Below are 15,677 nucleotides of genomic sequence, written 5' to 3' on the forward strand. Positions count from 1 at the left end.
CGGCCACGGCACGAGTTTCCCACTGCCGCCCGCCTCTCCTCCTAGGCCGGTCCCACACCTGTCACGACAGATGCCGGGCCAGAGCAAAGACCCACTCACTACTCCTCCTCCCGCTCGCCCGACAAGAGACCAGCGTGCTGTTCCCCATGCTTCGCGACAGCACCTCCAGCGAACCCGGAACCCACGCACCGCTTGGCTGAAGAGACGGGGACGACCCCTCAAGAAATTTTGAATCAACCGATTGACTTAGCCCCATGGCAGGAGTTCACTCAGTGGCGCGGCCGACGGAACTCCCTTCCCCCACAGGCTCCCTGACGGAGTGTCAACCGTCGGCCGCTCGTCCCTTCGCGCTGCGCTTGGCAGCCCCCGCACCACACCACCGCCAAGTCCCGCGCACCGCTGTGCCCACAGCGAGGAGCAACCCGTGAAAGTAACCGTCGACCAGGACAGGTGCGTCGCGGCCGGCCAGTGTGCGGCCACCGCGCCCGACGTCTTCGACCAGCGTGAAGACGACGGTGTCGTCGTGCTGCTGACCGACGTGCCGCCCGCCGAACTGGCCGACGACGTCCGGTACGCCGCCGCCATCTGTCCCGCGCTGGCAATCCACCTCATGGAATGACACCGCGTCCGCCCCGTCCAGGAGCCGACACCTTAAGGATGCTCATGTCCAACTCACCGACCGACAGCGCGTCCGGCGCCGCGTCCGCCGCTCCCGAGTGGCCGATGCCCCGGGCGGAGGGCTGTCCCTTCGATCCACCTCCGGGCCTGCGGACGCTCACCGCCGACAAGCCGCTCGCCCGCGTGCGGATCTGGGACGGTTCCACCCCCTGGATCGTCACCGGCCACGCCGCGCAGCGGCAATTACTCGGTGATCCGCGGGTCAGCGTCGACGAGCGGCTGCCCGGATTCCCGCACTGGCACGAAGGCATGGCCGCCGCGGTGGCCTACCGTCCGCGTTCCGTCTTCAACTCGGACGCCCCCGAACACACCCACTTCCGCCGGATCATGACCGGGCCGTTCACCTTCCGGCGGGTCGAGGCGCTGCGCTCCACCATCCAGAAGATCACCGACGACCTCATCGACAAGATTCTGGCCGGCCCGAAACCGGCCGACCTCGTCGATGCCTTGGCACTGCCCCTGCCCACGCTGATGATCAGTGAGCTGTTGGGCGTCCCGTACGAGGACCACGACTTCTTCCAGGACAACGCCTCCCGCGGTATAGCCCACAACGTGTCCGCCGAAGAGACCATGCAGACCTTCGGGGCACTCAACGCCTACCTGGTCCAGCTCGTCGAGAAGAAGGCCGCCGAACCGGCCGACGACGCGCTGTCCGACATCGCGGCCCGGGTCACCGCCGGTGAGATCGACACGGCCGAGGCGGCCATGATGGGCCTGGGGCTGCTGATCGCGGGCCACGAGACCAGCGCCAACATGATCGGGCTCGCGGTCCCCGCGTTGCTGGAGCACCCCGAGCAGTTGGCGATCCTGCGCGACACGGAGGATCCGAAGGTCGTCGCGGGCGCGGTCGATGAGCTGCTGCGCTACCTGGGCATCATCCATGGCGGGCAACGGCGCGTCGCCAAGGAGGACATCGAGATCGCGGGCGAGGTGATCCGGGCCGGCGAGGGCGTCATCATCGAGTTGTTCAGCGCCAACCGGGACGCGCGGGTCTTCCCCGAGCCCGATGTGCTCGACCTGCGTCGCTCCAACGCTCGTGACCACAACGCCTTCGGCTTCGGCATCCATCAGTGCGTGGGCCAACAACTGGCCCGGGTGGAGCTGCAGGTGGTCTACGGCACCCTCTTCCGCCGCATCCCCACCCTGACCCTGGCCACGCCGCTCGCCGAGGTCCGGTTCAAGCACGACCGGCTCGCCTACGGCGTCTACTCGCTGCCGGTCACCTGGTAAGGAGACACGGAACACCATGGCCGAAGAACTGTCAGGAAGGGTCGCCGTCGTGACCGGCGGCGCGGCGGGCCTCGGGCGCGCCACTGTCGAGCGGCTGCTGGAGGACGGTGCCCGGGTCGTCGTCGCCGACCTCGACCGGGACGCCGGCGAGGCACTCGTGGACGAACTCGGCGCGGACGTCCGCTTCCGGCACACAGATGTCGCCAACGCCGAACAGGTCCGCGACCTCATCGGTTTCGCGGTCAAGAAGTTCGGCGGACTGCACCTCATGGTCAACAACGCCGGAATCTCCGGGGCGATGCACACCAGTTTCCTGGACGAGGACTTCGCCGACTTCGAGCGGGTGCTCTCCGTCAACCTGCTCGGTGTGATGACAGGCACCCGGGAAGCCGCCCGACAGATGACGGCAGGCGGTGGCTCCATCGTCAACATCAGCTCCATCGGCGGTGTGCAGGCCGGTCCTGGAGTGCTGGCCTACCGCGCGTCGAAGGCCGCTGTCCTCCACTTCACCAAATGCGTGGCCATGGACTTGGCCGAGTACGGCATCCGGGTCAACTGCATCGCGCCGGGAGGCATCCCGACCCGGTTGCTCACCTCCGCGACCGGGACGGTCGAAGGAGCGGACGGCGACATGATGGCCGAGCGAATCCGTGCCCACATCGCGGCCACCCAGCCGCTCAAGCGGCTGGGCACGCCCCAGGACGTCGCCGAGGCCGTCGTCTATTTGGGCGGCGACCGGTCGCTGCACATCACCGGAACCGTCCTCACGATCGACGGCGGCACCACGGCGGGCGTCAAGCCCATGCGGCCCGAGCAGGCCACCGCACCGGCCTCGTAACCCCCTCCTTATACAACTCGCCTGCATGACAAACGACTTGCCGGTCTGCGCAGATGAAGGCCCCTCCCCCGGCCCGGGAAACCGAACAAGCTCCCGCCCGGGTGAACTCTCCCGCACGTGAAACCGCACCTTCAGAACGGAGGACGACGATGTCCACCCAGCCATCCACCCTGTATCCCCCCGAGGGCTTCGGCCCGCCCAAGGAACGGCACGGCCACGCGCAGGGCTCCCTGGGCCTGCCTCCGGGCACCGAGGTCTTCTCGGCCGACAACCACATCTCGCTGGCGGAGGACATCTTCCACGAGCGCTTCCCCGACCGGCTCAAGGACCAGGCGCCGCGGATCTGGTACGAGGACGGGGCCTATGAACTGGGCATGGGCGGCCACTCCTTCCTGCCCAAGGAGTTCAGCAGCGTACTCATGCAGTACGACCCGCTGGCCGGGGCGGGCTCCAACAACCTCGGCGGGCGCCTGGAACACCTCGTCTCGGACGGCATTCAGAAGGAACTCGCCTTCCCCAACGCGCTGTTGGCGATGTTCTTCTACCCCGACCCGGAGGTGCGGGAGCTCACCTTCCGCATCTACAACGAGTACATCGCCGGACTCCAGGAACGGTCCGAAGGCCGCTTCTACGGCGTCGGTCTCATCAACTGGTGGGACGGCAAAGGCGCGCGCAGGACCCTGGCGGAGCTGAAGAACCTGGGCATCAGGACGTTCCTCATGCCGCTGAACCCGGGCAACGACCTGGAGGGCAACCCCGTCGACTACGCGAGCACCGCCATGGATCCCGTCTGGGAGGCGATCGAGGAGTCGGGGCTGCCGGTCTCGCACCACATCGGAGAGAGCACGCTGAAAGCCCCCTGCGAGTCCAACGCGATCGCCGTCGGCATGATCGTCAACGTGTCGCCGTTCCGCGAGGTGTGGGCGAAGTACATCTTCAGCGGCATCCTCGACCGCCATCCGGGCCTGCGCATCGGCTGGTTCGAGGGCGGCGCGAACTGGGTGCCCTCCGCCCTCCAGGACGCCGAGCACATCCTCGCCTCCTACCGGCACATGCTGGACCGGCCGCTGGAGCACGAGGTGCGCCACTACTGGGACCACCACATGTACGCGTCGTTCATGGTCGACCCGCTCGGCCTCGAACTCCTCGACCGCATCGGCGTGGACCGGGTCATGTGGTCCGCCGACTTCCCGCACAACGAGAGCACCTTCGGCTACTCGGAGAAGTCGATCGCGATGGTCGTCGACGCCGTAGGACCGGAGAAGGCGGCACGCATCGTCAGCGGCAACGTCAAGGAATACCTCGGCCTGTGATGCCGACCCCCGTCCCGGAGAGCACCACGACATCGCTAGGGAGACGGGCATGACCGTCATCGACATCCAGGCCGAACCCGATCTGGCCCGCATGGGACGTGAACGCGGCGTACGGCTGCGCACAGCGATGCGGGACCAGGACATCGACGCCCTGATCCTCCTCGGCAACACCGCGGTGGGCTACGCGACCGGGGCGAGCTGGCCGCTCGGCGACTCCGGGCTGGCGCACGTGGACCGTCCCGTCGCCGTGGTGACGGCGAACGACCCGTGGCCCCATCTGTTCATGCCGTTCCGCGAGGGAAGCGCCACCGAGGCCCTGCTGCCCACCGACCACCTGCACCCGCCGGTCTACCTGGAATACGACGAAGGCGTACGGAACTTCGCCACCGTGCTCGCCGACCTCGTGCCCGGCGGGGCGAGGGTCGCGACCGACGAGTTGACCGGGGCGATGCGCCGAGCGGACAAGGCCCTGTTCCCCGGCGGCCCCCCGAGCGACGCCGCCATGGTCCTGGCGGTGGCCAAACTGATCAAGACCCCCGACGAACTGGCCTGCATCCGCACCGCCCTACGGATCACGGAACGGGCCATGCGCGACATCGAAGGGTCTCTGACGCCGGGGATGCGCCAGATCGACCTGTCGGCCGGCTTCCTGCGCCATGCCTACGAGCACGGCGCGCAGGCCAACGTCCTCGACCCCATCTGGCAGGTGATGCCGGCCTCCCGGGAGACCGGGGTGTGGACCACCCACGGCGATCTGGCCCTTCCGCTGCTGACCACCGAGCGGGAGCTGGCCAGGGGCGACGTGTTGTGGACCGACGTGAGCATCACGTACGCCGGCTACTGCTCGGACTTCGGCCGCACCTGGATCGTCGGCCAGGATCCGGCGCCGCGCCAGCGGGCGCAGTTCCGGAAGTGGTGGGAGATCCACTCCGCGGTGAAGGAGGTACTGCGGGCGGGTGCCTCGGCATCGGACCTGACCGAGGCCGCGATCGCCGCGAACGGCGGCAGCAAGCCGTGGCTCCCCCACTTCTATCTGGCTCACGGCATGGGAGTGGACCCCGCCGAGATGCCTTTCGTCGGCACCGACCTGGGCGAGGAGTTCGACGAGCAGCTGGTACTGGAAGCCGGCATGGTGCTCGTCCTCGAACCCGTCGTCTGGGAGGACGGCACCGGCGGCTACCGCAGCGAGGAGGTTCTCGTGATCGAGGAAGAGGGTTTCACGGCCCTGACCGACTATCCCTACTCCCCCTATGGCGACTGAGGTCCTGCCGGACGACCGCGCTCTGCGCCTCGGGCGGCGGGAGCGCGCGCTGGCACACATGGCAGCCCACGACCTTGATGTCCTCGTCCTCGGACGGGAGGCCAACGTCCGTTACGTCACCGGAACTCCGGGACTGTGGACCGCGGGAACCCGTCCTTTCGCCCCCGCCGCCGTCGTGGTCCGCGCCACGGGCGCGGTCCACGCGCTGATGACCTGGGACGAGGGAGTACCTGACGACATCCCCCGGGAACACCTCTACGGCCTCACGTGGAACCCGATGAACTGGGTGACCGCACTGCAGGACATCGAGGGAACGGCCACGGCGCGCCGAGTGGGCACGGACACCATCTCGCCCCTCTTCCTCCAACTCCTGCCCCTGGCCTTCCCGGTGGCCGAGATGGTCGACGGCGAACCGGCCATGCGGGCCGCCCGCCGGGTCAAGACACCCGACGAGGTCGTAGCTCTGCGGGACGCCCTGGCGGTGGCCGAGAGCAGCCTGGCCAAGGCGGTCACGGAGCTGCGGCCGGGCGTGACCGAGCAGCACCTGGCCGGCGTCCTCCTTGAGGCCTCGGCAGCCGGTGGTGTCAGCACGCCGGCGACCCAGGAGGTGGCCTGGGTGACCTCTCGTGAACACCCGTGGCGAAAGGTGCGCGGGGACGGGAGGGTGGGCCCGGGCGACCTCGTGGCCTTCACCTCGGGAGTCGTCGCGCGCGGATACATCGGCGAGGTCGCCCGTACCTGGCCGGCCGACGGTGGCGACACGGTCTCCACAGCCGCCCTGTACCGGCGCTGGGACGAGCTGTGGGCCCGGCTGTTCGACGCCTGCCGGCCGGGTGCGCCGGCGAGCGCCCTGGTCGCCGCGTACGCGGCGGCCGACGAACCGCTGCCGCCGATGCCCGTCGCCCGCGGCCTGGGCCTGGGCTTCGACGCCCCCGTGATCGTCTCCGGCCTGCCGGCCACCGCCGCCGAGGAGCGGCTCGAACCCGGCATGGTGCTCGCCGTGACCGGCTACGTCTGGCACGAAGGCGTGGGATCCGTCCTGGGACGAGAGGCCGTGCTCATCACCCCGGACGGGGCCGAACTGCTCACGTCCAGCCCCGTCTGGAAACCGTAGCCCGGCGGGCCGGGGCCGGAGCCCCACGGCCCCGGCCCGTCGTCACACCATCCGGGAAAGGACCCCAGCACATGGCTGACAGCACACGTCCGTCGGCGGAGGAGATCATCCGCTACGAGAAGGACCCGAAGACGAAGATCGCGACCCTCACCCTCGACCGGCCCGACGCCCTCAACGCGCCCACGGCGGCGGCACGGCTGCGCTTCGGTGAACTCCTGCACCGGGCCAACGTCGACGACGAGGTGAAGGTCCTGGTCATCCGGGGTGGAGGCGACGACCTCGGCTCGGGAGCGGACATCGCGGAGACCATGGAGATGCACGCCTCGCCGACCGCAGGGCCGCTCCTGGCCGAGCAGGGAATCGGCGAGGACGACGACGTCCGCTATCCCCCCAAGGGCTCCTACCGCTACGGCGGGACGCCCGCGCAGTGGTACGCGAACCCCCAGGGCGGCTGCCGCAGCCTCCAGGACTTCAAGAAGATCAGCATCCTTGAGGTCAAGGGCTACTGCTACGGCTGGCACTTCTACCAGGCCGCCGACGCCGACCTCGTGATCTCCTCCGACGACGCCCTCTTCGGCCATCCCTCCTTCCGCTACATCGGCTGGGCACCCCGGATGTGGACCTGGATCCAGACCATGGGCCTGCGGAAGTTCCAGGAGATGGTCTTCACCGGCAGGCCGTTCACCGCGCTGGAGATGTACGAGTGCAACTTCCTCAACAGCATCGTCCCCCGGGACGAGTTGGAGGCGGAGGTCGAGAAGTACGCGCTGGCCTGCGCACGCACCCGTCCCACCGACACCGTGTTCATGCAGAAGGTCTTCTTCGAGATCTACAAACAGCACCAGGGCGAGTACATGGGCTCCATGCTCGCAGGCCTGTTCGAGTCGATCGGTGGCATCGCCCGGGCCGACGGCGACGACCTGATGCTCGACGAGGACACGGTCGACGGTGGGATAGCCAACGCGGTCAGGGGGAACGACCACCGGTTCCCGCCGGACTTCCGGCTGAGCAAGTCCGGCCGCAGAGCGGCGGATCCGCAGGAAGGCGACGACTCATGACCCCGACGCCCGCCGAACCCCCGCTCAGCGGCTGCGCGGTCGTCGACCTGTCGACCGGGATCGCCGGCGCCTACTGCACCAAACTGCTGGCCGACGGCGGTGCGGAGGTCGTCAAGGTCGAGGCGCCCGAAGGCGATCCGCTGCGCCGCTGGTCGGCGTCAGGCGCGGTGATCCCGCCGACCCAGGACGGCGCCCTGTTCAGCTTTCTGGCCTGCTCGAAGGAGAGCGTCGTCGTCGATCCCGGCAGAGCCCGCGCCCTCGACCTCGTACACGGGCTGCTCGCGTCGGCCGACGTGGTGGTGTGGTCCCCGGGCTCTCCGGTCGCAGACCTCCCGGCGCTGTCCCCGCAGGAGATCCACCGCACGCATCCCCACCTCGTCGTCACATCGATCACCCCCTTCGGACTCGACGGCCCGTGGCGAGACCGTCCGGCAACCGAGTTCACCCTGCAGGCCTGGTCCGGGGGCATCATCGGCCTCGGCCGCGGTGCACCGGACCGGGCACCGGTCCACGTCGGCGGCCAGGTCGGTGACTGGGTGTCGGGAGCGTACGCCGCGGCCGCGACGATGACCTCGCGACTGCGCGAACCGGGCAGTGGCCGGGGTGAGCTGGTCGACCTCTCGATGCTCGAAGCGCACATCATGTCGTTGACCTACCACCCGGTCACGTTCTGGGACATGGCACAGCGCCCGTGGCAGAAGACCCGCAGACTGAACATGCCGGGTGTGGCCGCCGCCAAGGACGGCCTCGTCGCGCTCGGCTGTGCGACGGCGCAGCAGTTCTTCGACCTCTGCGCGATGGTCGGCCACCCGGAGTGGATCGACGAGGGCAAGTCGTTCTCCATCGTCGAAAAAGCCACCGAGATGGCCGGGGTGATCCAGGAGTGGATCGCCGCCCGGACGGTCGCCGAGATCCTCGAACTGGCCACGGCGTTCCGTATCCCCAACTCCCCGGTGGTGAACGGCGCCAAGGCCCCGGCCATGACCCACTTCGACGCACGCCGGAGCTTCGAGCAGAACCCCAGGGACGGGTTTCTCCAACCTGCCCCTCCCTACCGCTTCGAGCCCGCCCTCCTCCGACCGCCCGAGGCGCCTCCGCGCCTCGGCATGCACACCGACAGCCGCCGTGCCACGCATCGGCCGACACCGCCGCCCGTCCAGGCGGCCACCGCCGCCACGCGATTGCCGTTCAGCGGGCTGCGCGTCCTGGACATGACGGCCTTCTGGGCGGGTCCCTCGTGCACGCACATCCTTTCCATGCTCGGCGCCGAAGTGATCCACCTGGAAGCCGTATCGCGGCCGGACGGCACCCGGCTGATCGCGGGTGTACCGACGACCGTGGACCAGTGGTGGGAGAGGTCGCCGATCTTCGCCGGCCTCAACTCCAACAAGAAGAGCCTGACCCTCGACATCCGGACCGACCAGGGACGCGACGTACTGCGCAGACTGATCGCGACCTGCGACGTCCTCGTCGAGAACTACACTCCGCGGGTCCTGGACCAAGTCGGCCTGGACTACGAGACGTTGCGCGCCGTCCGTCCCGACATCATCATGGTCCGCATGCCCGGGTTCGGCCTCGACGGCCCCTGGCGCGACAACGCCGCCTTCGCCTTCGTCATCGAGGACGCGGCAGGACTGACCTGGCTCACCGGCCATCGGGACCAGAACCCGGTCGAGCCCTACTCGATCGGAGACCCGAACGCCGGCGTCCACGCGCTCAACGGTCTGCTGCTGGCGCTGGAACACCGCCGTCGCACCGGCGAAGGAGCACTGGTGGAGGCCGCGATGGTCGACGCCGCGCTGAACGTGGCAGCCGAACAGGTCATCGAGCATTCGGCGTACAACGCACTCCTGGAGCGGGCCGGCAACCGGGGGCCGGCCGCAGCCCCGCAGAACCTCTATCCGACCGCGGATGTCGACGAGTTCGGCCAGGAGGACTCCTGGGTGGCGATCGCCGTGGCCACCGACGAGCAGTGGGATGCGCTGCGGGACGCTCTGGGCCGACCCGACTGGGCGATGAACACCGGGCTGTCCACCGCCGATGGACGGCGCGCCCACCACGACGAGATCGACGATCGGCTCACGGCCTGGTGCCGCAGGCGGGGCGCGGACGAGATCGTCGACCATCTCTGGGACGCCGGAGTCCCGGTCGGCAAGGTGATGCAGCCGCACCGCCAGGCAGAGCTGCCGCAGGTGAGGTTCCGTGGATTCTTCGAGGAACTCGACCACCCGGTGGGCGGCCGCGCCCGCTACAGCACCATGCCGGTGCGGTTCTCCCTGGGCCCGGACCGCCGCCATGTACGCCCGGCTCCCCTGCTCGGACAGCACAACCACGAGTTGCTGGCCGAACTCGGCCTGACCGAGCGGGAGATCGCCGCCCTGGAAGCCGATGGCGTCGTGGGCCGGGCGCCGACCCGGTAACGACGTACTAAAGGAGCTGCGCATGGAGCGGGGCGTCTGGCCAACTAATCGGGTGGCGTGGGTGTCTCGCCGCAGCGGAACATCACCTGGATATCGAGTTCGAGTTGGACCGTGGGCCCCACTATCGCTATGCCTCTCGCCAACATGTTCCGCCAGTTGAGAGTGTAGTCTTCACGGTGCAGTTCGGTTTTGGCCCTGGCGGCGCAACGGAGTTCTTCACCGTATCCGCCATTGACGGATCCAAGATATTCGGTCTCCAGGCTGACAGTGCGGCTTACATCGCGAAGGGTGAGAACCCCGCGCACGGCCCATTTGTTTCCCATACCACGCTGGAATCGCTGACTGACGAACTGGATGTGGGGGTACTCTGCCACGTCCAGGAAGTCTGCGGAGCGAAGGTGGTTGTCTCGGGTCCGGTTTCCCGTGTTGATGCTCGCGGCGTCGATGATGCATTCCGCATAGGAGTCCTCGGGCCGTTCGGCGATGTGGACACCGCCGTCGAACTTGGTGAATCCGCCATGCACGTTGCCCATACCGACATGCCGCGCGATGAACCGGATCGCCGTGTGGGGCGGATCGAAGAGCCAGACGCCGGGCCGTGGGGGCGCCAGGGGGCTGGAGTGTTCCAGCGTGACCTTGCGGTGGGTCTGCCTTCTCGCATCGATGTCCACCGTGACCTGAACGGGTATCAGACCGTCTGCCGTGATCAGTGCGGAGTGTCGTCCCGGAGGAAGTCCGACGGTAAAGGTGCCGTAGAGATCGGTGCAGCCTTTCGTCACCAATGTCCCGTGTGGTTGGCCTTCACCTGGATCTCGGCCCCGTCCACGGGATGGCCGTTGGGTTCGGAGACTTCAAGGGCAAGCGATCCGGCCGTCAGGGGTAACCGGGTCAGGAGATCAGTGCCCGCACCTCCCGTTTTCGGCTTGCGGCGTTTCAGCAATGCGAGGCCCATAATGACCCCCTTCTTTTGGTGAACGGATACAGGATGGGCAAGGTACGAGTCGACTCAGCGCCGACCAATTTTTCTGTGGGAGCCGCCGGAAGTCTCACGGACCATACTGAGATAGGTGGATTCCGATTCTTGCGGGCGAGCAGCACCTACGAAAAGGTAACCGAGATTTTCGCACAGTCCGAGGGCGGCCGGCACTTCTGGGGGCACCATGAGGGTGCTGCGTTCAACAGGATTGTCCCGGAGCAGAGCATCGTGAATCACCTGTCCGTGTCCAAGCCTCCGGTAATGAGGCCGAACAACGATTGCGCGTACGGCAAAAGTTCGTTGGCCGTCCTCCCAAGTAAACGAATCGGGCATCGCTGAACTGGTCAGACTGCTCCACCAGTCCGAGTCCGCTTGGAGAAGCAGTCCGTAGCCGAATCCGATCAGTCTGCCGTTGGCTTCGATTTTCACTAATCTGATGCCGGGGAGCTGACAGTCCTGCTGGTAGCGCTCGATAAATTCGCCGGGCGGCAGCAGGCCGGGGAGGACGGTCATGTCGGTGTACACCTCCTGGTAGATCGTTCCTATGTCCGCCGCCGCAAGTGCGAGAACATGGGAGTCCGTCAGCGTTGTGAGGCTGTATCGGCCGGCTGCCTCATACAAGACTGTGCACCAATTCCCTAGTGTTGGCTGTTGCTGGTTCGACGTACGGAGGAGCGCCATCCAGGACGCCCGCAGAGGGAGAGCGACGCCTACCGCTGGTAGAGCGCTTCGATCTCTTTGGCGTATGCCTCGGTGATGGCGTTCCGCCGGAGTTTGAATGACGGCGTGACAAGTCCCTCTTCGATGCTGAAGGGACGGGCGAGGATGCGAAATGTGCGGATGGACTCGGCCTGGGACACGCGTGTATTGGCGGCCATGACCGCGCGCCGTATCTCTGTTTCCAGCTCCTCGTCCATCACAAGTTCGGCCGCTGTGAGTTCGGGTTTCGCTCGAATGGAGAGCCAGTGCTTCACCGATGCAGGGTCGAGGGTGATGAGTGCGGCGACGTATGGTCGGTCGTTGCCGACGACCACACACTGCGCAACCAGTGGATGGTCCTGGACCCGTTCCTCCAGCAGTACCGGCGAGACGCTCTTTCCGCCGGACGTCACGACAATCTCCTTCTTGCGGCCTGTGATGGTGAGGTAGCCGTCAGCGTCCAGAACGCCGAGGTCACCGGTCCGCAGCCAGCCGTCGCACAGTGCCTCGCCGGTGGCTTCGTCGTCGTTCAGGTAGCCCGCGAACAATGTCCTTCCGCGCAGCCAGACCTCGCCGTCGTCGGCGATCCGGACCGTGGTCCCCGGTATGGGCTGCCCGACCGTTCCGTACCGGGTGCGTTCGGGCGGGTTGATGGTGGCCGCGGCAGCCGATTCGGTGAGACCGTACCCCTCGTAGACGGCGATGCCCGCACCCGCGAAGAACAGCCCGAGACTGCGCTTCATGCCCGAGCCGCCCGACAACGCGTGGCGCAGTTGTCCGCCCATGGTCGCGCGCAGCTTGGCGTAGACGATTCGGTCCCAGAGCCGATGCCGCAGCCGCAGACGTGCTGACGGACCGGGCCCGCAACCCCAGGCGTGAGCCTCCACGGCTTCCGCGTAGGCAACCGCCACCTCGACCGCGCGGTCGAAAGCCCACCCCTTGTCCTCGGTCTCCGCTTTGCGCCGGGACGCGTTGAAGATGCGCTCGAAGATATAGGGGACCGAGACGATGAACGTGGGCTTGAAGGCCGCCAGATCCGGCAGCAGTGTCGACGCGGTCAGCTCCGGCTGATGCCCGAGGCGGACTCCTCCCCGGATCGCGGCCACCTGGACCATCCGCCCGAAAACATGAGCCAGCGGCAGGAACAGCAGCGTCGACGCCTGGTCACCTTTCCTCGAATGGAAGACAGGGTCCCAGCGGCTGACGACCGTGTCCGTTTCATACATCAGGCTGCCGTGCGTAATGACACAGCCCTTGGGTTGTCCCGTTGTGCCCGAGGTGTAGATGACGGTGGCGACCGAGGCCGGGGTGACGGCCTTCCGGTGACGGTGAACCGTCGCGTCGTCAATGCCGGAGCCGGCCTCCAGAAGCTCCGGCAGGACGTCGGCGTCGAGCTGCCAGAGGTGGCGCAGAGCGGGAAGCCTGCCCATGACACCGGCTACTGTCATGACGTTGTCCGTGTGTTCCACAAGGATCGCTGTCGGTTGGGCATCGTGGAGGATCCACATGACCTGCTCGGCGGAAGCGGTCGGATAGATCGGTACGACCTGGACACCGATCGTCCACGACGCGAAATCGAATAGCGTCCATTCGTATCGGGTCCGGCACATGATCGCGATCCTGTCGCCAAAACGGATCCCTTTGGCTAATAATCCCTTGGCCAGGGCCAGGACCTCGGCTCCGAACTCGGCTGCCGTTACATCAAGCCACTTGCCGCACTCGTCTTTCCAGCCAAGCACGATGGCCCCCGGATCCTCATCCGCACGGGTAAAGACACTGTCAGCCAGGCCACCAAACGGGCGTACCGATTCCAACGGAGAAATAGTGAACTCGCGCATCCGCCGCTCCTTCGCGCCTGGCAGTGACGCGAAAGATATCGCAAAAAAACAGCGCCATTTAACTGTAGGGGCAATCGGTCCAATCGCCAAAAAAGGGATTAATGGCTACCCACCGAAAGGGGCCTACAAGATTAAACAGTCACAGAACGCATTGAGTGGACACGAAAGTGCGACGAAACCTGCACCCCGACTCCACAAGGCCCCTGCCTTACGGAAGCCTTCACCAGTAAGGCGACTCGGGGCATCTGCCCGGTTCGGTACGGATCCGCGCCGAAGACCGTCAGTACCTTCAGCGCCGCCAGTCACCGATGCGTTACCCCGCACCCGGTGGACATCAGCGCCGGCGAGTCATGACCATTGTTCAACTCTACTGGCGTAGAGCATCTGAGACAACGGCCTGTGCGTGAACTCGCAAGTCCCCACGCAAGTCGCCCGCCGACCGACCCCCCTCACCTATAGATGCCGATCCCAATGCCGGGTATCGATCATTCGGGCCTGGGCGAGCAATGGATCACGACCCTCTGCAGCACTGGTGTCCTTTTCTCCTGGACCGATCTCTTCCATCACGCGATCGATCGGGCGGCTCGACCGATATCAGCGGAGCCCGAAGGCCATCCGGCGACCGCCTGGCACACCAGTCCCCCGGCCGACCAGAACACCGACGGCAGCATGGCCTGGGCGTTCAGCGAGATCCCCACGTGCCGGTCCTCATGGCCCTGCTCGTCCAGTGAGGCAGCAACGACCGCCACACCGACTGGGACCCCGACGCCGAACTCGCCGTCTACAACGCCTACCTCGCCCGCCACGCCGCCCACGACCACGACGACGACCCGGGATGAGTGCCCGGTGCGCCAGGCCGGTCCAGCTCGCAGCGGCCGGGCCGGCTGTCGCGGCGAACCAGTCGGCCCGGCTCCGCGGTGTCGACGGCAAGTGCCCGGACGCAACTCAACTAGACGGACATTGCGGCGAGTTGACACAGGGACGGTCTCCGCTTCCCGGCCAGTGAGGTACCTACTAGGCGACTCGCGACCGGCATTCCGGCGAAACGCAGAGCGGCATGGCGCACGCGCAGTTGCCGTGCCGATGCGGGGACGAACCAGCGGGCCGCTCTGCGCGCGGTTCGCTGTCTGTCCCTGATGACGGGCCTCCACAGGCGTTCGTATCCGTGCAGCGCGTCCTCGACGCGGCGGGCACCGGCGAGCTGGTCGGCCAGGACATAGGCTCCGGCAACCGCCAGGGAGGCACCCTGTCCGGCGAGCAGGGACACGGCCTGGCAGGCGTCGCCGACCAGCACGACCCGGCCCTGGCTCCAAGTCGGCAGGGCGGTCTGGGCGACCTGGTCGTAGTAGATCCGCGAGGACGGCGGGCAGGCTGCCAGGACCTGAGGCACAAGCCATCCCAGGGAGCCGTACTCGTGGCGCAGGGCGGCCCGTGCGTCCTCGGGGCGCCGAGGATCGGTGCTGCGGTGGGCGGCGAAGGCCGCGACGGTGCCGTCGCGCAGGGCGTAGAGGCCCATCTGCCGCTCGGTGGTGTCAGTGAGACAGAACCGGTCGCCCAGTTCCGCGTGGACCCGAGGGTCATCGAAGGTGAACGCGGCGGTGTGGTAGCCGAGGTGGCGCACGCACCGCTGTTCCTCGCCGAAGACCATGGCACGCACGGTGGAATGCAGACCATCGGCTCCGACGAGGAGGTCGGCGTCAAGGACGCTGCCGTCGGTGAGGGTGACGCGGATGCCGTAGGTGCTCGGGGCAATACGTGCCGGGCCGACACCGAAGCGCAGCCCCACGGCGAAGGACAGCCGTTCCCTCAAGGCGAGTTCGAGGTCGGGCCGCATGATGCTCAGCAGGCGCCCGTTCAGTGGACGGGCGAACCGGTCGTACCCGAGCCGTGCGCGGCACCGGCCGTACTCGTCCATGAAAGCCGTCTCGGAGACCGGGTAGCTGAGTTCCTCCAGCCAGGGCAGCACCCCCATGGCTTCGGCCGCGTCGTAGCCCGGACCGAAGAAGTCGATCATGTAGCCCTCGGTGCGGGGCCGCGGGGCCTTCTCCAGGACCACGACATCCCAGCCGAGGACGTTGTGCAGACGGCCGGCCAGTGACAGTCCGGCAATACCGGCTCCACAGATCACTGCTCTTATCGGTGCACATCGCCTCTTCCGCCCCGCGGGCGTCCAACCCTTTCCCTTTCTCTACTTTTGCACTATGCAGCCCTCGAATGCCAAGGAGGCGCATCGTCGGCCAACTGGACCACGT

12 protein-coding genes and 1 pseudogene are annotated in these 15,677 nt (G+C 67.2%); 9 read left to right on the top strand and 4 right to left on the bottom strand.

All coding sequences use genetic code 11. The features are described from left to right. Positions 1-50: 50 nt before the first annotated feature. The 9 genes and pseudogenes from AB0M63_RS17830 to AB0M63_RS17870 form a co-directional block, all read left to right on the top strand. Positions 51-200: pseudogene (locus tag AB0M63_RS17830) on the top strand (IS110 family transposase); the annotation flags it as partial. Between the two features lie 224 nt (positions 201-424). Continuing rightward, on the top strand, positions 425-619 hold the full coding sequence (locus tag AB0M63_RS17835; RefSeq protein WP_366020022.1) for a ferredoxin: 195 nt from the start codon (positions 425-427) through the stop codon (positions 617-619). A 44-nt stretch (positions 620-663) separates the two neighbouring features. Continuing rightward, a complete protein-coding gene (locus AB0M63_RS17840; RefSeq protein WP_366020023.1) occupies positions 664-1,908 on the top strand; it encodes a cytochrome P450 in 1,245 nt (414 codons plus the stop codon). Positions 1,909-1,924: 16 nt separating this feature from the next. Further along, positions 1,925-2,746, top strand: a complete 822-nt coding sequence (locus AB0M63_RS17845; RefSeq protein ID WP_366020024.1) for an SDR family oxidoreductase — start codon at positions 1,925-1,927, stop codon at positions 2,744-2,746. Between the two features lie 149 nt (positions 2,747-2,895). Then, positions 2,896-4,059 (top strand): amidohydrolase family protein, encoded by a 1,164-nt coding sequence (locus tag AB0M63_RS17850; protein ID WP_366020025.1) that lies wholly within the window; start codon positions 2,896-2,898, stop codon positions 4,057-4,059. 49 nt (positions 4,060-4,108) lie between these two features. After that, positions 4,109-5,320, top strand: a complete 1,212-nt coding sequence (locus tag AB0M63_RS17855) for a Xaa-Pro peptidase family protein (protein WP_366020026.1) — start codon at positions 4,109-4,111, stop codon at positions 5,318-5,320. Beyond that, on the top strand, positions 5,310-6,434 hold the full coding sequence (locus AB0M63_RS17860; protein ID WP_355901606.1) for a M24 family metallopeptidase: 1,125 nt from the start codon (positions 5,310-5,312) through the stop codon (positions 6,432-6,434). The genes AB0M63_RS17855 and AB0M63_RS17860 overlap by 11 nt, the downstream gene beginning before the upstream one ends. A 71-nt stretch (positions 6,435-6,505) precedes the next feature. Next, the gene (locus tag AB0M63_RS17865; RefSeq protein ID WP_366020027.1) at positions 6,506-7,492 is read left to right on the top strand and encodes an enoyl-CoA hydratase/isomerase family protein; all 987 of its coding nucleotides are present in this window, start codon (positions 6,506-6,508) and stop codon (positions 7,490-7,492) included. After that, on the top strand, positions 7,489-9,912 hold the full coding sequence (locus AB0M63_RS17870; RefSeq protein WP_366020028.1) for a CoA transferase: 2,424 nt from the start codon (positions 7,489-7,491) through the stop codon (positions 9,910-9,912). Before AB0M63_RS17865 ends, AB0M63_RS17870 begins: the two co-directional genes overlap by 4 nt. 44 nt (positions 9,913-9,956) lie before the next feature. Here the strand turns inward: AB0M63_RS17870 and AB0M63_RS17875 are convergent, their stop codons facing one another. The 4 genes from AB0M63_RS17875 to AB0M63_RS17890 all read right to left on the bottom strand — a co-directional run bounded on the left by AB0M63_RS17875 (position 9,957) and on the right by AB0M63_RS17890 (position 15,553). Continuing rightward, positions 9,957-10,691: a YceI family protein gene (locus AB0M63_RS17875; protein WP_366020029.1), complete on the bottom strand. Its 735-nt coding sequence runs from the start codon at positions 10,689-10,691 to the stop codon at positions 9,957-9,959. Positions 10,692-10,918: 227 nt separating this feature from the next. Further along, positions 10,919-11,401 carry a GNAT family N-acetyltransferase gene (locus tag AB0M63_RS17880; RefSeq protein WP_366020030.1) on the bottom strand — a complete coding sequence of 161 codons (483 nt, stop codon included), beginning with the start codon at positions 11,399-11,401 and terminating at the stop codon, positions 10,919-10,921. 197 nt (positions 11,402-11,598) lie between these two features. Then, positions 11,599-13,425, bottom strand: a complete 1,827-nt coding sequence (locus AB0M63_RS17885; protein ID WP_366020031.1) for a long-chain fatty acid--CoA ligase — start codon at positions 13,423-13,425, stop codon at positions 11,599-11,601. 949 nt (positions 13,426-14,374) lie between these two features. After that, positions 14,375-15,553: an FAD-dependent monooxygenase gene (locus AB0M63_RS17890; RefSeq protein ID WP_366020032.1), complete on the bottom strand. Its 1,179-nt coding sequence runs from the start codon at positions 15,551-15,553 to the stop codon at positions 14,375-14,377. Positions 15,554-15,677 lie beyond the last annotated feature (124 nt).

Source organism: Streptomyces sp. NPDC051576, from assembly GCF_040681835.1.
In the GTDB taxonomy this organism is placed as follows: Bacteria; Actinomycetota; Actinomycetes; order Streptomycetales; family Streptomycetaceae; genus Streptomyces.

Coding starts and splice junctions, on each gene's coding strand:
- AB0M63_RS17885 (WP_366020031.1), bottom strand. CDS start 13,425: ATGCGCGAGTTCACTATTTCTCCGTTGGAATCGGTACGCCCGTTTGGT.
- AB0M63_RS17850 (WP_366020025.1), top strand. CDS start 2,896: ATGTCCACCCAGCCATCCACCCTGTATCCCCCCGAGGGCTTCGGCCCG.
- AB0M63_RS17880 (WP_366020030.1), bottom strand. CDS start 11,401: ATGACCGTCCTCCCCGGCCTGCTGCCGCCCGGCGAATTTATCGAGCGC.
- AB0M63_RS17840 (WP_366020023.1), top strand. CDS start 664: ATGTCCAACTCACCGACCGACAGCGCGTCCGGCGCCGCGTCCGCCGCT.
- AB0M63_RS17845 (WP_366020024.1), top strand. CDS start 1,925: ATGGCCGAAGAACTGTCAGGAAGGGTCGCCGTCGTGACCGGCGGCGCG.
- AB0M63_RS17865 (WP_366020027.1), top strand. CDS start 6,506: ATGGCTGACAGCACACGTCCGTCGGCGGAGGAGATCATCCGCTACGAG.
- AB0M63_RS17860 (WP_355901606.1), top strand. CDS start 5,310: ATGGCGACTGAGGTCCTGCCGGACGACCGCGCTCTGCGCCTCGGGCGG.
- AB0M63_RS17855 (WP_366020026.1), top strand. CDS start 4,109: ATGACCGTCATCGACATCCAGGCCGAACCCGATCTGGCCCGCATGGGA.
- AB0M63_RS17870 (WP_366020028.1), top strand. CDS start 7,489: ATGACCCCGACGCCCGCCGAACCCCCGCTCAGCGGCTGCGCGGTCGTC.